We start from the raw sequence: 17561 nt of genomic DNA on the forward strand, positions 1-17561 counted from the left end.
CGGCCCGTGGCGTCAAGCCGGTGGGTAACGTGCATTGGACGTTCAAAGCCACCTACTTGTACGGGGTGGTTGAACCGGCGACCGGAGAGCACTTTTTCTATGAGTTCACTCATTGCAACACCGACTGTTTTGAGTGCTTTCTTAAGCTCGTGGCCAAGGAATATGCCGACAGTATTTTGATTATCCAAGTGGACCAAGCCGGATGGCACAAGGCCAAACGACTCACGGTGCCGGACAACCTGATTCTAATGTTTCAACCGGCTCACTCGCCTGAATGCAATCCGATTGAGCAAGTCTGGCAATACCTCAAAAAACGGTTGCGGTGGACACGACCGAAAACCTTAGATGAACTCCGAGCGCTTATTCGAGAACAATTAGTTGCCTTAACCAACGATACGATTGCCTCCATTACTGGACGAGCGTCCATACTAGAGGCTTTATCTGTAGCTGGTATATAGAGAATTGGTATAAGGCGTAGTACGAGCAAAAGCCCAGTCCTTATCTTCACGGGCAATCACCAACAGTTCTGGTGGGGCATCAAAACTCTCAGCCCCATTCATACAGGTTTTGAGTGTTTGGGCATTTAATTTTAGGGTGCCAGTGTTGTCGGTTTTGCCCGTGGCACAGGGCTGGGGGGTGCCAGCGGGGGGATTTCCCTCATAGGTATAGCCACGGTAAATAGAGATGGGTGCATCCTTTACCACGGAGCCATCGGCGAGATGATGCACCCGCACCTGGCCTGAATCTGGGAACCATTGGGCAAAAACGCCCAGGTTAGTGAGCTGCACCAGACCGTAGTAGCTAGGCTCATGCCAGCGTTGGGTACCGTTTCTCTCATAGGAGCTAGTGCGGGCCGTTACTCCATAGGCCAACATGCCAGTATTGCCACCCAGCTGTTCCCGCAGGGGCACCGGAATATCAGCAAAGGAATTCTTCTCACCTGCTACGGAAAATGAGGGCCAGGTACTGCGCTCTGGCAAAAGACTCGTGTCGTTACCACGGGGATAGGCAGAGTCCGTTTTGACCAAGTCCGTAGGCTGAACCACTTTGTAAGACGCATTATAAGCTCCGTCTGGCAGGTTCACTGCGGAAATGTTGAGCTGTAAATCTTGGCTGGCTGGAAAAATATTGAGCCCGGTGGGAGCCCAAAGGTCACCGGTCAGATCGCTGGGAGTGTACTCCACTGTGACAGATTCTCCCAAGGTTTGGCCAAAGCGATCTTCTAAATCTGCGCCAATAGTTACGGTGTAGGTAACATTGGGGTCCAGCGACCACGGATTGAGACTGACCCAGGGATTATTATCGTAGGCTTGGATTAAGCGAGTTCCTTCTTTAGCAGGGGGATCAATCGTAATCTGTTCAGCGGCGGTTTCGGCCATTAGGCCATTGTTAAACTTAAGCGTGGCCAGACCATTGGTAAAGCGGCCAGCGGCTCCCCCCGGTCGGCCTGCCCCTTCAAACTCTAAACCTTTCAGGGAGAGGGGACTGTAGGTGGTAATGAGACTATCAATGCTATTTTCAGTCGGGAGATTTCCACCAGCAGGCTGTAATCCCGGTGAAATGCTGAGAAAATATTGAGTCGCTTTTTCGAGGGGGCGATTGGGGGTAACATGGTACCGCGAGGGATACGCTGAGATATCAAACTTCTCCCGAGCCGACAGATACTCGTCTTCGTATTCGGCTTTAACGACCCGTACAGGGATAATAGTTTCTTGGTTTTCAGTGGAGAGTTGTAGGTGTTGTTTTAAGGAGTCTAGATCCAGCTGAACATTGGATTCAAATTCTAGGACAGGTTCTAGATCAATCGGATTCTCGACCGATCCACGCCGTCTATCAGTCCCTGGTAAATCAGTAATCTTAATTGGCTCTGTGATGAAAGTCCAGGGAATGTCCTGATCGAGTTCATGGCCGGAGAGATCTTTTAGCCCCGCTTTAAGGGTGACCCGCACTCGGGTGGCCTTGAGAATGGCACGATCGGCCTGGAAGCCAACCATGCGCGGGGTGAGAAAACGAAATTCGCCAGGTATGGGGGGAAAGATTGCGAATTTTTCCAGGGTGGATTTGCGCGCTGAACTCTCTAAACTCTCCACCGCCACCAACGGCTCAGCAAACTGAATGCGTATCTGAGCGAGGGTTTCAGTATCATCTTTTGGACTAATCTGTTCAATCCAATCAGGCAGTTCTGGGTCGGGGAGTGCCTGAACCGCTGGCAACGGTTCAGGTGGTGGCGGTGGCGTACTCTGGTCCTGTGTACGTAAAGCATCAGGACGATTACAGGTAGCCAGCAACAACTAGCCAGCAACAACGTTAGGACAAAACCAATCAGCCCATAGATCAACAGCTTTCGTAGCTTTTTCCTTTGGAACATCGAACCCACCACTGGCCACACTTCTTTGTCATATCCAATGGGACTCGGTAGATTACGGAAATGCCTACAATTCTTAAAATGTTGCTAATGTTGCGAATCATTTACTAGCTACTGAGGTAAACCCTTTGCAGGTAGCACATTAGCCTGCCTTCTGCTGCTGTTTTTGTTTGAGGAACTCTGCAAAATCCCGAACCTCGGCCAGTAAGTCTTCGGGCAGATAGTTGAGTAGTTCGATTACCTGAGCCTCAATGATAGTCCGTTCTAGCTGAATATCTGCCCTTTCCAAAGTGAGCACATTAGAAGATTCACCTAATTCATCGGTAAATTCAACTTCAAAGCCCTTGCCATCGCTATAGCAATGAACAACTGCACCACAGCTGCCCTTAGCCAGCCCATGTGCTTTAATATCGCGCGTGAGTGTAACGACGTCGAGTTCCTTAATCATAGGGTGATAATCCTTGTGCGTTAGCCGTTGTTGTAAGGACGAGCCGTAATGAACCGGGGAGCATCTTCTCCAGTGTCAACGATCCACACAGTAAAGATAGTAACTGTTTTGCTTGAAGGTGTCTCGATAGGGCCAATGATGATGTATTTAATCCCGTGGACGGTCTCGATTGTTTCATGTATGGATTGAGTCTGTGCTAACTTGAGCAGTGCTTGCTCCAATATGTCTAAATTTGTGTCATCAAACTTCAGGTTTCGAAAAAATTTCGCTTTCGCTTTGCCAATAGGATGAGTTTCAGAAAGCAAATACCCAGTCAATTTATTTCGTTGAATATAGGCTTGAGCATAATTCGGTAGCTGCAACCTGCGTATCTCCTGATCGATGGCACAACATAATAAAGCTAGCTTTTAGCTGAGAAGCTAAACCATAATACTGAATTGAAAAAAATATTGTCAGCTCCTCAGTTCCAAATTGCCCATATCGTAATGCTGATCTGTCATAACTTGCGTTAGAAAACGTTATTGACTTTTCCTAAGAGAAAATCCAGCTCGAATAAGTTGTTCATCTGCCAGGGTCACATCAAACTGTACCTGTGTCTGGCGATCGCCGCTACGAACCTCTAAATTCCAGTGACCTGGCTGCATCGACCAAAACAACGAAGTCTCACCAGATGTCTCAAGAGATTCACCATTCAACCGCCATTCTATCGGAGAGGAAGTCTGGGAACGGTCATCAACCATCTTAAATTCCAGACGTTGGTCTGAACTATCTGGATACAGTAAAAATTGGCTACCTGCCTTCGGAGAAACAATCGTTAAACTTGCATTATTTACAGCTATATCAGCTTGACTGAGTTCTGTTGCACTCTGTTCATAAGCCGCCAAATCTTCTAGAGCAAAATACTCCTGCACAACAGCTTCACAATCAGATGTAGGTCTTTGTCCAGTGAGAGCACAGATAGGTCGTTTCACCATGCCAGCAGGCGGGGTAAAGCGTTCGGGTTCTTGAGTCTCATGGAGATGCACCATAATCCGATGCCACAGAGGCGCTGCCCCCATAACACCAGAAACATCCTGCATGGGCGTGCCATCGAAGTTGCCAACCCAGGTAGCAACGGTGTAGTCAGAGGTGAAACCCACGGTCCAGGTATCGCGAAAGTCCGAGGAGGTACCGGTTTTTACGGCTGCTGGGAAGGGAAGGTTAAGGACGGAGTCCACACCAAAAGCAGTTGCACGGGCATAGGGATCGGCAAGGATATCGGTGATGAGAGCCCAGGTAGGAGAAGCAGGTCTAAGGCTCTCCTCCCCTTTAGAAGGGGAGGTGCCGTAGGCGGAGGGGTCCCAATCGATGGTGCCAAATATCGAGAACCCCCTGTCGGTCCCCCTTGGTAAGGGGGACACACTCAATTGGCTGTGGCTCACAGGTAATGCGTTATTTTCACGCCTTACTTTGAAAGGCGAGAGAGAAATACTCGGATCGCCTTGATGTGCAAGGGTTAAATACGCTTGTGCCAACTCCCAAAGAGTCACTTCCCCACTGCCGAGGGCCAACCCCAAACCATAGTGGTCAGGGGACTGATCCAGATGACTAAAGCCCAACTGATGCAAATGGTCCAGAAAATTATCTACACCCACTTGTTCAAGCACACGCACAGCCGGGATATTAAGGGAATTACCTAAAGCGGCTCTCATTCGTACTGGACCTTGAAACGTTTCACTAAAGTCCGTGGGGCTATAAAGCTGAGCCCCTGGAATCGCATAGTGGGTGGGTACATCTGCCAGGATACTATTGGGTTGAATAACGTCTTGCTCTAGGGCCAGCTGATAGAGAAAGGGTTTGAGGGTGGACCCTGGCTGGCGTAACGCTTGAACACCATCATTTTGACCTGTTTGTTGGAGAGAGAAATAGCTGGGGGAACCGACATAGGCCAGAACTTCACCTGTGGCGTTGTCAACGACAAGAGCAGCGGCGTGACGGACATGCTTGGGAGCGAGTCCTCGCACAGCCTGTTGCACTTGAGCCGTAACAAAACGCTGCAGCGATAAATCGAGACTCGTTTGAATCTGGGCTGCGTGGTCTGGGGGGAGTCGATCTGCCAGCCAGAAGAGAAAGTGTGGGGCCACCAATAGCCCCTGGTCAACGGGCTGTAGGGTAACGGCCTGGGCATAAATGCGCTTAGCCTGGGCTCGGTTCAGACTGCCATCAGCCACCATTTGATTCAGCACATACTGCTGTCGTTGTTTAAGGCGATCCCAGCTGGTGTAGGGGTTAAGGGCGCTGGGGGCATTGGGTAAAGCGGCCAACAGACTCGCCTGGGCCACGGTGAGGTCAGCAGCGGACACCCCAAAGTAAACACGGGCGGCGGCTTCAACGCCGTAGATATTACCCCCCATGGGCAGACGGTTTACATAGGCGGTAAGGATTTCATCTTTGGTCATGCCTGCAGCTAAGCGCCAGGCGTACCAGATTTGTTGGGTCTTTCCTAGAAAGGTGCGGGGTACGGAATGCACCATACGGGCTAGCTGCATTGTCACAGTGGAGCCACCGCTGACAATACGGCGGGTGCGAATGGCCTGCAGACTGGCTCGGACTAGCGCTTGCAGATCAACGGGGCCACGCTGATAAAATCGGCGGTCTTCAGCGGCCAGGATGGCGTTACGGAAATGGGGTGAGATTTGGGATAGCGGCACAACGGCAGTGTGTTCCTGATCGCGGGAGAGCAGAGTGCCGAGAGGAAGGGAGTTGCGATCGCGAAAATCCACCGCCTGATCCACCTGGGCTAAATCCGCTGCATGGATAGGCATCAAGTAAGGCAGCCCCCGCACAGTGAAACCCACCAGCAGAACAGACAAGCCAGTTTTTACCCACCAGCTCTGTTGCCATAATCCACTACGACACCATTTGCATAAATGTTGGAGAGATTGCCGCATAGTGATTTTTAATGCTCCTCCTTTGATACTGCTGCAAACACCCTCTAAGCTGCAGGGGCATCCATGACTCTTAATACATCAGGAACACCCACAGCTTCATAAGTTCCTCACACTTGGACAGTACCGTTACGGATATCCGGCGTTAAGGGGGAAATTCATGGCAGCAGATTACTTAATCGTGGGTAGCGGCCTTTCTGCTCTTGTATTCGGTGCTCTTATGGCCAACGCTGGCAAAGAAGTCCACATCCTAGAATCCCATGAGTACCCCGGTGGCTTTGGTCATACGTTTACTATGGCCAATAAATATACCTTTAATGCCCAGCTGCATTATGTCTGGGACTGTGGTGAAGGTAATACGGTTAACCGAGTATTAAAGCGGCTGGGTTTGGATCAAGAGATTACCTTTGAACGCTATGACCCCAACGGATTTGACCACATGAGAATGCCGGGCCATAGTCTTAACATTCCCTCAGATGCGGCAACCTTAGTACGGCGACTTGTACAGCAGTTTCCTGACCATCAGACAGCAATTCAGAACTTTATTGACGAAGTTCAAACCGTGCGGGCTGGGCTCAAAATCTTGTCTCCGCCAGTGCAACCCTTGGAGCTATTGCAGCATCTAAGCAAAGTGACAACAACGGTACGCTATGTGGGCAGCACCCTTCAGGATGTCTTTGACAAATTTAAGCTGCCACTGCAGGCCCAGACCCTGCTGGCCCTACAGTGGCCTGATTTTTTACTGCCACCCAATCAGCTGTCGTTTTATGCCTGGGCAATTTTGTTTACAGCTTATCAAGAGGGAGCGTTTTACCCCACCCAACATTTTGAGGCGGTGATCAATGCCCTAGTCAACGTAATTAACGACAACGGCGGGAAAGTTCTATGCGACCAAGAGGTGGTGAACTTTTTGGTGACTGACAAAACAGTCAATGGCGTACAGGCCATCGATCGCCATACCCATGCGACCCATGACTTCACAGCGGATACCATCATCTGCAATATGGACCCGAAAAAAGCGGCCAAGATGATTGGTATGGAAAAGTTTTCAAAGGCAGTCCAGAAAAAGCTGGACTATGATTACTCGCCTTCCAATTTTATGGCCTACTGTGTAGTCAAGGATCTAGACCTGCGAGACTACGGTTTTGGCAAGTGGAATACGTTCCACACAGAGGAACCTGACCTCAATGCGGCCTTTGAGCGGATGTATAGACATAACGATTTTTCGAAACCCAGTTTTGCCATCACCACCCCAACATTATTGACAGATGCGGAGCGAGATTGTCCTGACGATTGTCAGATCATCGAATTCCTGACGGTGGCGAATTATAACTATTTTCGAGAGTTGCAGCAGCAGAGTCGTAAGCTCTATACCCAGAAAAAAGAAGAAATTCTCAACCAAATTCTCGATATTGTCGAAGCTCAATATGTACCCAACCTTAGAGACCATCTAGTCTTTAAAATTACCGGCAGTCCCACTACCAATGAGAGATTTTGTAATTGCCCCAGCGGTAATTCCTATGGGTCGAGCCTGACCCCCAAAAATATGGGACCCGGTCGGCTAGATCACCGGAGTTCCCTGAAAAATTTCTATTTCTGTAATGCCTCATCAGGCTATCCAGGGTTTGCCCCCACGTTTTGGACCGGGGCATTACTGTACCAGCGTTTATCGGACGATGTCATTTTAGGCAAAGGCTAACACCATGAAAATTGCAATTATTGGCGGTGGTGCCAGCGGTATGGTTACTGCCTATTTGCTGGATCAACAGGGACATCACGTTACGGTTTTTGAAAAACAACCTATGTTGGGGGGGCATATTCGCACCCTCAACAAAAATGTCATGCCTAACCATTCTGACTGCAATCAGGTGCTGGAAAATGGCGTGCTGGAGTTTCCAGATGCGTTTCATAACTTCCTGGCCCTGATGCAACAGTTAAACGTTGAGCTAGAACCGGTGGATATTGGCTCAGGGTTATTTTTTCCCGATGGTCACCATATTCTCTCTGGGGCGATGATTCGCCGTAATTTTAGAGGACTGCAGCGCCTGGTGGAATATCTGCGGTTAGACACGCTCTATGCCCGCTCTGCTGGTTTTTGGGTGCGGATGCAGTTTCCTGACATGCGGGACTTTTATGATCAGTCTATGGGGCAACACTTGGGACGGGATTGTGAACGCAACACCTGGCTAAAATTGCTCACCATGTACAGCTATTCCACACCCTATGACAAAATTGATAACTTCCCAGCAGAGCTAGCCATTCCAGCCCTGCGCCAATATATTTTTGTTAGATGGTTTAGGATTCGCGGTGGTGTCTATGGCTACATTGAGAAAATTCTAGAGCAGTTTAGGGGCAAAATTGTTCTCAATGCCCTGGTTAAAAGCATTGCTAGAACACCAGATGGCATCACCCTGGAGCTAGCAGATGGCCAACAAGATTTTGACAAGGTCGTGTTTGCCACACCCCCCGACCAGGTTATGCCACTGCTGGCTGATCCCACTCCGTCAGAAACCAGGCGTTTCCAGCTCTGGCAGCCAAACTATGTCCGCACTTTTCTCCATGCCGATACCTCGATGTACAAACCCTATGGCATTACTCAGCCTTCAGAATTTGACTTTTTCAAAACCAATCAAGGTTGGGGCTACAATGCGTTTCTCAATCAGCTTTGTGATGTTAAATCAGGCCAGTGCTACAGTCTTGCGTTTAATCTAGCGAACCTAATCGATAAGGACAAGATTATACATATTCAAGAGCATCACACACCGTTGTTCACCACCGAATCATTTCATTATCGTGATGAGATTGTGGAAACCAATGGTGAGAACAATACGTACCATGCTGGGGCTTATCTGGGGGATGGGTTACATGAGGGCGCTGTTACCTCAGCTATGGGGGTGGCTCAGTTGATGCGCTAAGAGGATGGCAATTAAGGGATCAGGATTTTATCAGATCCCAAAATGTTGTCTACAGAGGCGTTCTATAGAATGCCTGTAGGGCAAAAGATAGGACCTAATGAACCTCATTTCTAAGTTCCTGGTTAAGGCCGTGGATGAGGGTGTGGAGAGAATGATGGGGGTGCAATCGTCTAACCTGGCCAGCGTAGGAGAACAACTTCTTCCCTCAGGTCTACTTCAGTTTTAGAGGCACGGCGGGTGCGGAACAAATCAATATCGATCAGTTCGTAGCCGAGATCTTGAGCGATTTGGGCTAGCAGCGAACCAGTGGGTATATGCACCCGCAGATAAGATGCTTGTTCACCAACCACATAGGCGAGTTGGGCATTGGGTCGCAGGCGCGATCGCAAATTCGCCAGGTGACGTGCCATGCCACCAAAGTAAAGCGTTGTAGCCCGGGCATATAACCGTGAGAAACCACTGGTTTTCCCTAACTCTTCTCGACGCTGATTAATGGTATTGGCAATCTCTAAAATTTGCGGATAGTTTTGAATCCATCGATCATCATCGTCATCACGATAGACACTGCGGCTATTAGAACGCACCAGATCGTGTTTGACTGCCTGCAGTCCGGCCTTGTTTTCGAGAAAGCCCAAGAGTACAGACTCCAAACGAGTGGTACGCGTATAGTCTTTTTCATTGGGATAGGGCGGCGAAGTAATCACCAGATCAACAGAGTTGGGGGCAAGGTGATGCTGAGGCTGACGAGCATCGCCTAAATGAACAACAGCCGGTTGAGATATCAGGGAGAGATGATTGAGACTGTGCAAATCGTCGGCTATCGCCTTCATCTGATCTAGCCAGTGATCAACCACCTGGGCATCCGCCTTATGTTTACGGGCAACGCTCACTTCTGGAGCAAAGCGTAGATTACTGGCGTATAGGGCAGAGTTAGCGAGGGCAAGCCGGTAGTGCGGCCAAACTAAGTCGGAAGCAGTGCGATCGCAAACCCGATCAATATGGCCCAACAACGTCAGAATTTTTTTTAGGGGGCGGGGACTAATGGCATTCTTGAACAATAAAGCCGCCGCATCTGGCGATAGGGTAGGCGACAGATGCGGCAGTAAAGCAATTTCCGCCCGGGTAGCATTAGCAATATTCTCGGCGGTTTGATAGAGATGCTCTGGCCGTGGTGCCCAATCCAGTTTTACAGAGCAAGCAAAGTGGGCCATGGGATTAGCTTCAATGCCAACAGCCGAGAACCCTAATTTTTTCGCCTCGACCACGGTGGTTCCTGTTCCAGCAAACGGATCTAAAACAACAGTCTTTGCAGTCGCCTGAAACCGTTGCAGATAGTATCTGACCAAGTGGGGAGGAAAAGACAGCACAAACCGATACCAGTTATGAATCGCTCGATCCTTATGGCTCAGCTGATTACGGGCTTTACGACTAAGCTCAAGGTTGAGCAAATCTGAATCAGACAACCTAAGAGAGGTCATGGGCAACGGTGCACTGGTATGGTCCCAATGCCGATCGTAAAGACTTCAAATTCGTGATGGATACGCACAAAGGTGAGCCTGAGAGTTTGATACCTTAGTCAAAGGGTGGGTCACGGGCAGTATAACGGATGTCGTCTCTCAGTACAGATGAATTATTCTAACGTATATAATAGGATGTTTTACAAACCTGAGCATCCAGGCCCAGCGGCATGTGTAGCCAGTGTTTGACATCATTAACGGTGGCAAATCAGCTCAGGTGAGACAACTTCGACATAATCAGCGTGAATTAGTTATCCGCTTTGCCAATTTAGGTCGCCATCATATTGCTAGAAGCGTTACCAATCTAGCTCGATTAGGCGTCTTTAGCTTAGTGCTGGTCGTTTGGCTGGGCTATCAACAAGCTCCATTACTGTGGGTCGTGTTAATGGCAATCGGTATTTTGTTGATCATGGCCGAGCCGTTTGTCCCAGTGCTCTACCCTGAGATAGCCACCTGTATTTTCAACAAGGCATTTAATCGGTTCACGATTGTCCATGAAATTCCTCGGGGTCGCAAAAAACCACAGCGACGGATCAATCACTATCGTCTCAGCCATATTGAACAAGTCCAGGTTTATCGTCGACGGCTGGGGCTATGGCGATGGAACTATGTGATGTTAATCCGAGTATCGTCACCGGCCAATACGATTATTCATGTCAATGGTCTGTCAGATCAGGTGCTGATTCAAACGGGCAACCATCCCATTCAGCTGCTGTCTAAAACAGTGCGCTATCACCTGGGTCGCCGAACCGCTGTGGACTGGTCGTTTGTGACGGTACCTCGGGGAATATCGACAACTGAAATCAGTCGACCGATTGTGGCTCGCAACTCGATGACGCGATTGGATAAATTTGATTTGCGGCGTATCGCCCAGACAATTGAGCAGTTTATTTGGTCACCGTAATGGTGCGCACCATCCCCAGCCCTAAAAATGTTTTTTGGCCAATGCCACAGTAGCGGCTAAAGTCGGTCAACGCATTGATGCGTTTAATCACTAGAGGATCGACCTGGTCTGAAATTTGAAACGTCAGCTCCCCCAGACAGCCAACAATAGTTTCGTTGTTGCCAAGGGGGAGGCTGACCGTACGCAGATCAAAAGTTTTTGCTGCGATCGCATTGATCGTGTCTGGGGCAAACACCAAACCACTGTAGTAGTTCCAGTATTTACGCAACCCATGAAATACCGCCTCGCGTGTGGGCAATGGCGACACCCGATCCCCCTGACGAAAAACCGCCGGTGTCATCAACTGAAACGTCAAATGCCGGTTCGTATCAGAGGCTTGTTTATAGAGAGCTTGGTAGCTATTGTAGCTCGACCATTCCGGAATCCTGGCCGGCAAAAAATTAGTCACATGTAAGCGGGCGGGGCCCAAATACCAGGGCTGCCGTGCTGCCGCCCGTTCTAGACGGGGGCTAATTTGATCAAATAAAACATCATCCAGTAATGCAATCCGCCACCAGCAGTGAGATCCAGCTGGTATGGAACTATTGGCATATTGCAATGTAGTCGATTCCAACTGTTGACGCGGCAGTAAAAATTTAAGATTTTGAACCGAAGCCAGCTGAGGCTGCGAAGCAATCTGTAGAGGACTAAGGGCAAACGCTCGATGCTTATGAGTTTGTAGAGCTTGACTCAGCTCTGCATCAACAGCACTCACCAAAGTTAAAAACAACCGGTATAGATGATGGCCTCTCAGGTACTGCAATGGAACAGTTGATTCGGAAACTAAGTTAATAACTAGACTTTCTGGCATGCCGCTGGGTAATTGGCCTGGGTAGATATCCCTTTCTTCTAGTAGTCGTGATACTGTCCGGGGAAGTAACGGTGTTTACTATATCTCTGGAGCGGCCCAGCTTAAAACTAAAGCACCCCGGTCCGCACATCGTCAGACCAGGGCATTGCAGATTCTATATGGATACAGAGTGGGCAGCAGGTGCTAACCCAAGTCAAAGTCGTTAAAAATCTGCCTGAAACCTTTTTTACTTAAGAAGACGCGTGATCCGAATGTCATATTCAGTTGCTTGAGGATATTCTTTCCCTGCCTTAAATAGTGCTGTGTCGTGGGCATTGGTGCGATCGTTCGCGTTTATTTCATAGCGAGTTGCCATAATGCGATTCGTTGCATCATTTTTGCCAGCGCATTCCTTAATATCAACAAAGACTTCAAAAGTGTGCATCGTGAGCTCTCCTTATCCGCCGGATAGCAATGTCGGCGCATACCCAAGTATGTTGTGTAGATCTAGGATCACTGATGAACTAGGCGATGATAATTGATGAATCTTGGTAGTTCGACACAACTTTCTTGAGAAAGATAAAGCAACACCCGTGCTGATAGGGCGATGGCATTAACACTTGATGATCTAGAGATGAATTAGAGCCATTTGAGCGCATCAGGACAAAAGCTGTGCGGTATGATATCACCCGAATAGGCCGCTAATCCCCCAAATACGAAGAGCGGCTGAGCATATAATCATCGGAGAATAATCGTGACTATCTACATTGGCAATCTGTCATTTCAAGCCACAGAAGATGATCTCAGAGACGTATTTGTCGAGTATGGCGAAGTCGCTCGCATTACCCTACCCATTGACCGAGAAACCGGCAAACGACGTGGATTTGCCTTTATCAATATGGTCAAAGACGAAGAAGAAGATTTAGCTATTGCCGAACTAGATGGTGCAGAATGGCTGGGTCGTGAGCTACGGGTCAACAAAGCTAAACCCAAAGGCGATGACAACCGCCGACCCAGTCGCGGTGGTAACTTCTCCCGCAATCCCCTTTAATTTTGTAGCAAGTTAATCACCATGCCTTCATGGGCCAAAAAAACCTGAGGCTCAAGCTGCTTGAGTTCATGGGCCAGGGTATTTAAGACAGCATCTGTTTGACGAGGACCATAGTGCACCATCCCTAGCCGCTTTACCTGAGCCGTTCGAGCCAGTTGAATAGCGGCTTTCCATGGCTGAGGAGAAGCGGGCGGATTAATTTGATCACACATATCTATATACACGCCATCGTAAATCAGCAAGTCAGCCTGATCAGCCAGGAATACCAGGTTTTCGTCAATGTGCTCATGGTCCGTATCGGTGGCATACACCACGGATTTACCCTGATAGCTCAGTCGATATCCCAGGGCATTACTCGCACTGCGTAAGCCAATGGGTTCAATTTTGACATTGCCAATTTGAATGGTATCACCGGGGGTAATGTCATGAAATGTCAGACCTGCCCTCATTGTATGTAGAGGTAGGGCAAATCCAGGTTTAAGCATCTGTGTGGACAAACATTGCTTGATTGAAGCACCGTTCGCAGCGATGCCACCATAAATATGAAACTGGTTGCCAGATTCAAAAGCTGGCAAAAAGAATGGAAACCCCTGGATGCGATCCCATTGGGTATGGGTAAAAAACAGATGACCTTCCACAGGGTGAGAACTTTGATATAACGATTCACCCAAAACTCGCAGACCAGTGCCGCCATCAAAGATAAAACGCTGCTGATCGGCCAAAATCTCAATACAGGAAGTGTTGCCTCCATAAAATGCGGTGGCAGCCCCTGGTGTTGGTACACTGCCCCGCACCCCCCAAAATTTAATCAAGAGGTAAGGTTGATGCTCTAATGTGCGTTCTTTACCTGACATATGGGCAGATACACTCACAATGTGTATTCCCAAACTGTGCGCATGCTCATGGAAATTGGGTAGTCCCCTAAAACGCTAAGGCAAATGGTGTGCATTATAGGGACACATTTTATACGGAGATGTATCCCCATAATGCTTACCCCATTATTCGGAGAGTATTAACCAAAGCCCGGACTACTTAGCAGCCGCAATACATTTTTCGACCAAGGGTTGAACGTCATCCAAGCCCTTCCAACCTAAGATTTCAGTTACTTTCTTTTCTAGGTTTTTGTAAGTCTTAAAAAATTCTGCAATTTCGTCTAGTCGATGGGACGCAATATCGTCCAGGGTTTTAACATTTGCATAACGAGGATCCTTGTCAGGAACACATAAAATTTTCTCATCGCGATCGCCACCGTCGATCATCTCAAGCATACCAATCGGTCTAGCCGCGATCACACAGCCTGGAAATGTCGGTTCATCCATCAGAACCATGCCATCTAACGGATCGCCATCGTCAGCTAGAGTATTCGGCACAAAGCCATAGTCATAAGGATATTGAACCGATGAAAACAGGACGCGATCTAGGGCGAAGGCATTGATATCCTTATCAAATTCATACTTATTCTTACTGCCGCCTGCAATCTCGATCAATACGTTGATCAACCCAGGTTCAGGTTGAGCAGGAATACGAGATAAGTCCACGATACTTCTCCAACTACTTATGATTAGTTGAGATCAACGGCATAGAGCGTCCATCCCGATAGCATTTTAGGAGAAAAGGGAGCCAGCACCCATGGTGTGGCTATATCTTATTCGTTTGTTTGTATTACCGAATAGGGCAACCCGTTGAGGGGATCGATGGGAGTTGATGAAAAGTAAGCCACTGTAAATAGAGGTAGTGTAAACGTTGCAACGGCAATCAAGGTACCGAGTAGCTCTACGAACGGACTATGAGGGGGCTCAGAATTGGACTCTAATTGACTGGCAGATTCCATGCTGGGGGATATGCAAAAACCAATGTTAAAAAGCTAGCCATACACCGCTTTACTCGGTCTGTACGGCTTAAGGAAATAGATTTTTTGAGAAGTAACCCTACGGTGGTCGGTTCATAGAAGATTGTTATTCACTGTGCACAAACTAAAAACATCCACCAGGGTCAACATCAACGTATCCATGCTGAATTCCGCCAGTGGATGGAGAAACTTAGCATCCACCTGACAACGCTCGCCTGACTCAAGGTTAACACTGCTTTGTAAATATAGACTCGGGGGAACACACAAAGTATTGAGTACAGGCAGCTAGCAAAATACGTAGATGAGCTAACAATCCTCAGGTTGCCTTAGTTTTATCAAAAGTGATGGATTGATGCCATAGCTGCACCTAACGTTGTTCGATTAACTCTCGGATGACCTTGAGTTCAGCCAGCACCTGACGCAACAGCTGGTGGGTCAAGGTTTCTGTGGGCTGACTAATTTCAATGGTGACTTGCTTAATACCTAAAACATCCTGGGCAAAGCGGGCGACTTCATTGGGATGAAACATGAGCGGATCTTCTTTATGCTGTCTGGCTTCGGGGTTGAGACGCTTGTGCTCAAAGGGAGGATTGAGAATCAGCGCATCGGTATTGGCATAGCGATAGACCGATGCGCGGGAACGATTTAATACTTTTTGTACAGCTTCAACAGTCATCAGGTTCTGCGGATCGATATCTGCAGCATGTTGAGCATCAAGGGTATTAATTGCTGTGGTGATATTGTCGAATGCATTAGCGATATCGGACATCGGAAACCAGCCTTTGTTTTATGGTTAGACACACTTTACGCCTATTGAACCTCATGTCAATACTTAGTCGTCTTAATCATAGACAGCCAAATAGAGGGGCAAGGGATGGTCGTGAGGTTGCGAGATATCTCAATTTAGGATTTCATGTATTAAGTTGAGTCTCGACATGAGTCAACTAGTATTTTTTTAGGACTGTTGAATGCGATCGCATCAACCTGTTTTTATTTGTTTTTAGGTACTGATGTCAGCATTCCCCTGTGGTCAAGATAAACAAGAGATTTTGGTAAAAACAAAAAACAGTCGTTGATATCTATGTCTTTTGTGAGTCATCATCTGAGACATAGATATCATTGGAGATGATTGCAGTAGCAACAATCTAGCGGCCAGCATTCTGTCATCTCCACATAATTATGTCGATGCCTATTCTTAGTGCTCAGCAGCTTCACCCAGCAAAAGAGTTGATTTTCAAACAAGGTCGTTTGCTGGAGCGCAAGCTGTACGAGTATATGTTTGAGTCGGGAGATCGAGGGGCTTGTTTAAAAGCACTGCTGGCCTATCAAAATGCGGATGGTGGTTTTGGTAATGGGCTTGAACCTGATGTGCTGTGTCCTGCCAGTACACCGATCGGTGCAGAGTCGGCTTTGTTTGTGTTGGATATGCTGGACTATCGTGAGAGCGATGTGATCGCACCGCTCTTAGATTGGTTGGAGGCTAATCAATCTGAGTCGGGTGCCATTGCTTATCCACCGCCGACACTGACACAGTATCCACATCAACCCTGGTGGAATAAGCCGGATAGTGACCGGGTGTTGGTGCTGGCAGGGATGTTGAGTAATTGGCAGTGCGATCGCGCCAACTTTTTTGCTAAAGTCCGTCAATTTTATGACCAATCTCAACCGGAGGATGGGTACAGCTTTTACAGCTATCCTTTATTTGTTTATCTGGCCCGGTGTCGTCAAAATGATGACGAACAAAAGTTTAATGAGCTGTTGCAACAGCTGCCATCAATTTTGAGTACGAATGAGGAGCATTTTCCACTCTTTAGTCGTTATTGGTATCACCTGAAGGATGTTGTGGCGTCGGATGTTTTAGATCAAGCGGCAGAGGTGGTGGCTACAGCTATTCGTGATGATGGCGGAATTATTCAACTCTATCCTGACTTGCCCTGGTGGCAGCCAATTTTTACGTTGGATAGTTTAATGCTGCTCAAACGTTGGTCGTATTTGTAGAGAGGGCTCTGCCACAGCTGACGTTTGACCATCAATCAGTTCATTGACGATGCCTGTAGGGGTAGTCGCTCTATAGGGGTAATTGAAGCGGTGCGATGTAGATAAGTCGAGTGTGGCAAGGAGGCAACAGCCAAATTAAGAGTGGAGATACTCTCCCAGCAGCACCTGTCCTGCTGTCCCCACGTAACAGAGTCACCGACTCCGGTCACGCTGACGTTAGTAATGACATCAGTGGAATGCAGACCACGAACGTATCCTGACCTGGCAGCCTAAACTGGGAAAGGGCTAGGGGAAGTCCGAAAGGGTTAACATCAGTAAACCGTTGACGAAGCTTCGTCATTTACCGTGTCAGTGAAATCAGGCTGAAACACTGAGACCAAAAGGTACGTGGGTGGCTTAGCGGCTCGCTTGTCCGCTAAGCGATAGGTCACACTCCCACCGGAGTAAAGACGGAACCCGACCCGGATGCATCTCACATACTCGGAACTACAGAAGCCCGATGGATTCTCTGGAGTGTCAGAGTAGGCAAACCGTAAGGAATGCACAACTATCCAGCGGGTAAAGGATGCCAGAGAACGCGAAGGCTCTCGTGTAATGCGGAAGATAGGGGTTCAAGCTTTGCCCCACATCGAAAGATGGCAGACTTCTGGCGGGTCTTTAACGATAAATCGGGGTAATGGAACCGTATCCATTGTGAAAGATAGAGTCTCATCAGACATCGGAGCAAGGACGCCTCTTCAACACTGGACCTCCATCAA

Annotated in this window: 16 protein-coding genes; 6 read left to right on the plus strand and 10 right to left on the minus strand. The window is 48.3% G+C overall.

What is annotated here, in order from left to right; all coding sequences use genetic code 11:
• A partial coding sequence (locus N836_RS61170; protein ID WP_023074714.1) for an IS630 family transposase occupies window positions 1-458 on the plus strand: 458 nt, incomplete at its 5' end.
• Here N836_RS61170 and N836_RS61175 read toward each other — a convergent pair.
• From N836_RS61175 to pbpC, 4 genes are all read right to left on the minus strand, one after another.
• On the minus strand, window positions 438-2288 hold the full coding sequence (locus N836_RS61175; RefSeq protein WP_152532225.1) for an Ig-like domain-containing protein: 1851 nt from the start codon (window positions 2286-2288) through the stop codon (window positions 438-440). The two genes, N836_RS61170 and N836_RS61175, sit on opposite strands and share 21 nt — an antisense overlap.
• A gap of 219 nt (window positions 2289-2507) precedes the next feature.
• Entirely contained in the window at window positions 2508-2813 is a 306-nt protein-coding gene (locus tag N836_RS61180; RefSeq protein WP_023074716.1) for a DUF4926 domain-containing protein, read from the minus strand.
• A 20-nt stretch (window positions 2814-2833) separates the two neighbouring features.
• Window positions 2834-3175, minus strand: coding sequence for a DUF6883 domain-containing protein (locus N836_RS61185; RefSeq protein ID WP_023074717.1), 342 nt, complete (start codon window positions 3173-3175; stop codon window positions 2834-2836).
• A gap of 156 nt (window positions 3176-3331) precedes the next feature.
• On the minus strand, window positions 3332-5743 hold the full coding sequence (pbpC, locus tag N836_RS61190) for a penicillin-binding protein 1C (RefSeq protein WP_023074718.1): 2412 nt from the start codon (window positions 5741-5743) through the stop codon (window positions 3332-3334).
• Window positions 5744-5900: 157 nt separating this feature from the next.
• On the opposite strand from pbpC, the gene N836_RS61195 reads away from it, so the two are divergent.
• Both N836_RS61195 and N836_RS61200 read left to right on the plus strand, forming a co-directional pair.
• Window positions 5901-7439, plus strand: coding sequence for a phytoene desaturase family protein (locus N836_RS61195; protein ID WP_031293532.1), 1539 nt, complete (start codon window positions 5901-5903; stop codon window positions 7437-7439).
• 4 nt (window positions 7440-7443) lie between these two features.
• On the plus strand, window positions 7444-8655 hold the full coding sequence (locus tag N836_RS61200) for an FAD-dependent oxidoreductase (RefSeq protein WP_023074720.1): 1212 nt from the start codon (window positions 7444-7446) through the stop codon (window positions 8653-8655).
• Window positions 8656-8825: 170 nt separating this feature from the next.
• Here N836_RS61200 and N836_RS61205 read toward each other — a convergent pair whose 3' ends face one another.
• Window positions 8826-10133, minus strand: a complete 1308-nt coding sequence (locus N836_RS61205) for a DNA methyltransferase (protein WP_023074721.1) — start codon at window positions 10131-10133, stop codon at window positions 8826-8828.
• Window positions 10134-10353: 220 nt separating this feature from the next.
• Between N836_RS61205 and N836_RS61210 the strand changes: the two genes are divergently transcribed.
• Window positions 10354-11076, plus strand: coding sequence for a hypothetical protein (locus tag N836_RS61210; protein WP_023074722.1), 723 nt, complete (start codon window positions 10354-10356; stop codon window positions 11074-11076).
• On the opposite strand, the gene cas6 is transcribed toward N836_RS61210, so the two are convergent.
• Complete coding sequence (gene cas6 / locus N836_RS61215) at window positions 11060-11926, minus strand: CRISPR-associated endoribonuclease Cas6 (protein WP_023074723.1); 867 nt, start codon at window positions 11924-11926, stop codon at window positions 11060-11062. The two genes, N836_RS61210 and cas6, sit on opposite strands and share 17 nt — an antisense overlap.
• A 226-nt stretch (window positions 11927-12152) precedes the next feature.
• A complete protein-coding gene (locus N836_RS61220) occupies window positions 12153-12350 on the minus strand; it encodes a hypothetical protein (RefSeq protein ID WP_023074724.1) in 198 nt (65 codons plus the stop codon).
• A gap of 309 nt (window positions 12351-12659) precedes the next feature.
• On the opposite strand from N836_RS61220, the gene N836_RS61225 reads away from it, so the two are divergent.
• A complete protein-coding gene (locus tag N836_RS61225) occupies window positions 12660-12956 on the plus strand; it encodes an RNA recognition motif domain-containing protein (RefSeq protein ID WP_023074725.1) in 297 nt (98 codons plus the stop codon).
• On the opposite strand, the gene N836_RS61230 is transcribed toward N836_RS61225, so the two are convergent.
• From N836_RS61230 to N836_RS61240, 3 genes are all read right to left on the minus strand, one after another.
• Window positions 12953-13828 (minus strand): MBL fold metallo-hydrolase, encoded by an 876-nt coding sequence (locus N836_RS61230; RefSeq protein WP_031293534.1) that lies wholly within the window; start codon window positions 13826-13828, stop codon window positions 12953-12955. The two genes, N836_RS61225 and N836_RS61230, sit on opposite strands and share 4 nt — an antisense overlap.
• A gap of 156 nt (window positions 13829-13984) precedes the next feature.
• Window positions 13985-14494 carry an inorganic diphosphatase gene (locus N836_RS61235; RefSeq protein ID WP_023074727.1) on the minus strand — a complete coding sequence of 170 codons (510 nt, stop codon included), beginning with the start codon at window positions 14492-14494 and terminating at the stop codon, window positions 13985-13987.
• 678 nt (window positions 14495-15172) lie between these two features.
• Window positions 15173-15574 (minus strand): hypothetical protein, encoded by a 402-nt coding sequence (locus N836_RS61240; protein ID WP_023074728.1) that lies wholly within the window; start codon window positions 15572-15574, stop codon window positions 15173-15175.
• Window positions 15575-15984: 410 nt separating this feature from the next.
• Between N836_RS61240 and N836_RS73665 the strand changes: the two genes are divergently transcribed.
• Window positions 15985-16803, plus strand: coding sequence for a hypothetical protein (locus N836_RS73665; RefSeq protein WP_031293537.1), 819 nt, complete (start codon window positions 15985-15987; stop codon window positions 16801-16803).
• The last annotated feature ends 758 nt before the right edge of the window (window positions 16804-17561 follow it).

This window comes from Leptolyngbya sp. Heron Island J, from assembly GCF_000482245.1.
In the GTDB taxonomy this organism is placed as follows: Bacteria; Cyanobacteriota; Cyanobacteriia; order Phormidesmidales; family Phormidesmidaceae; genus Leptothoe.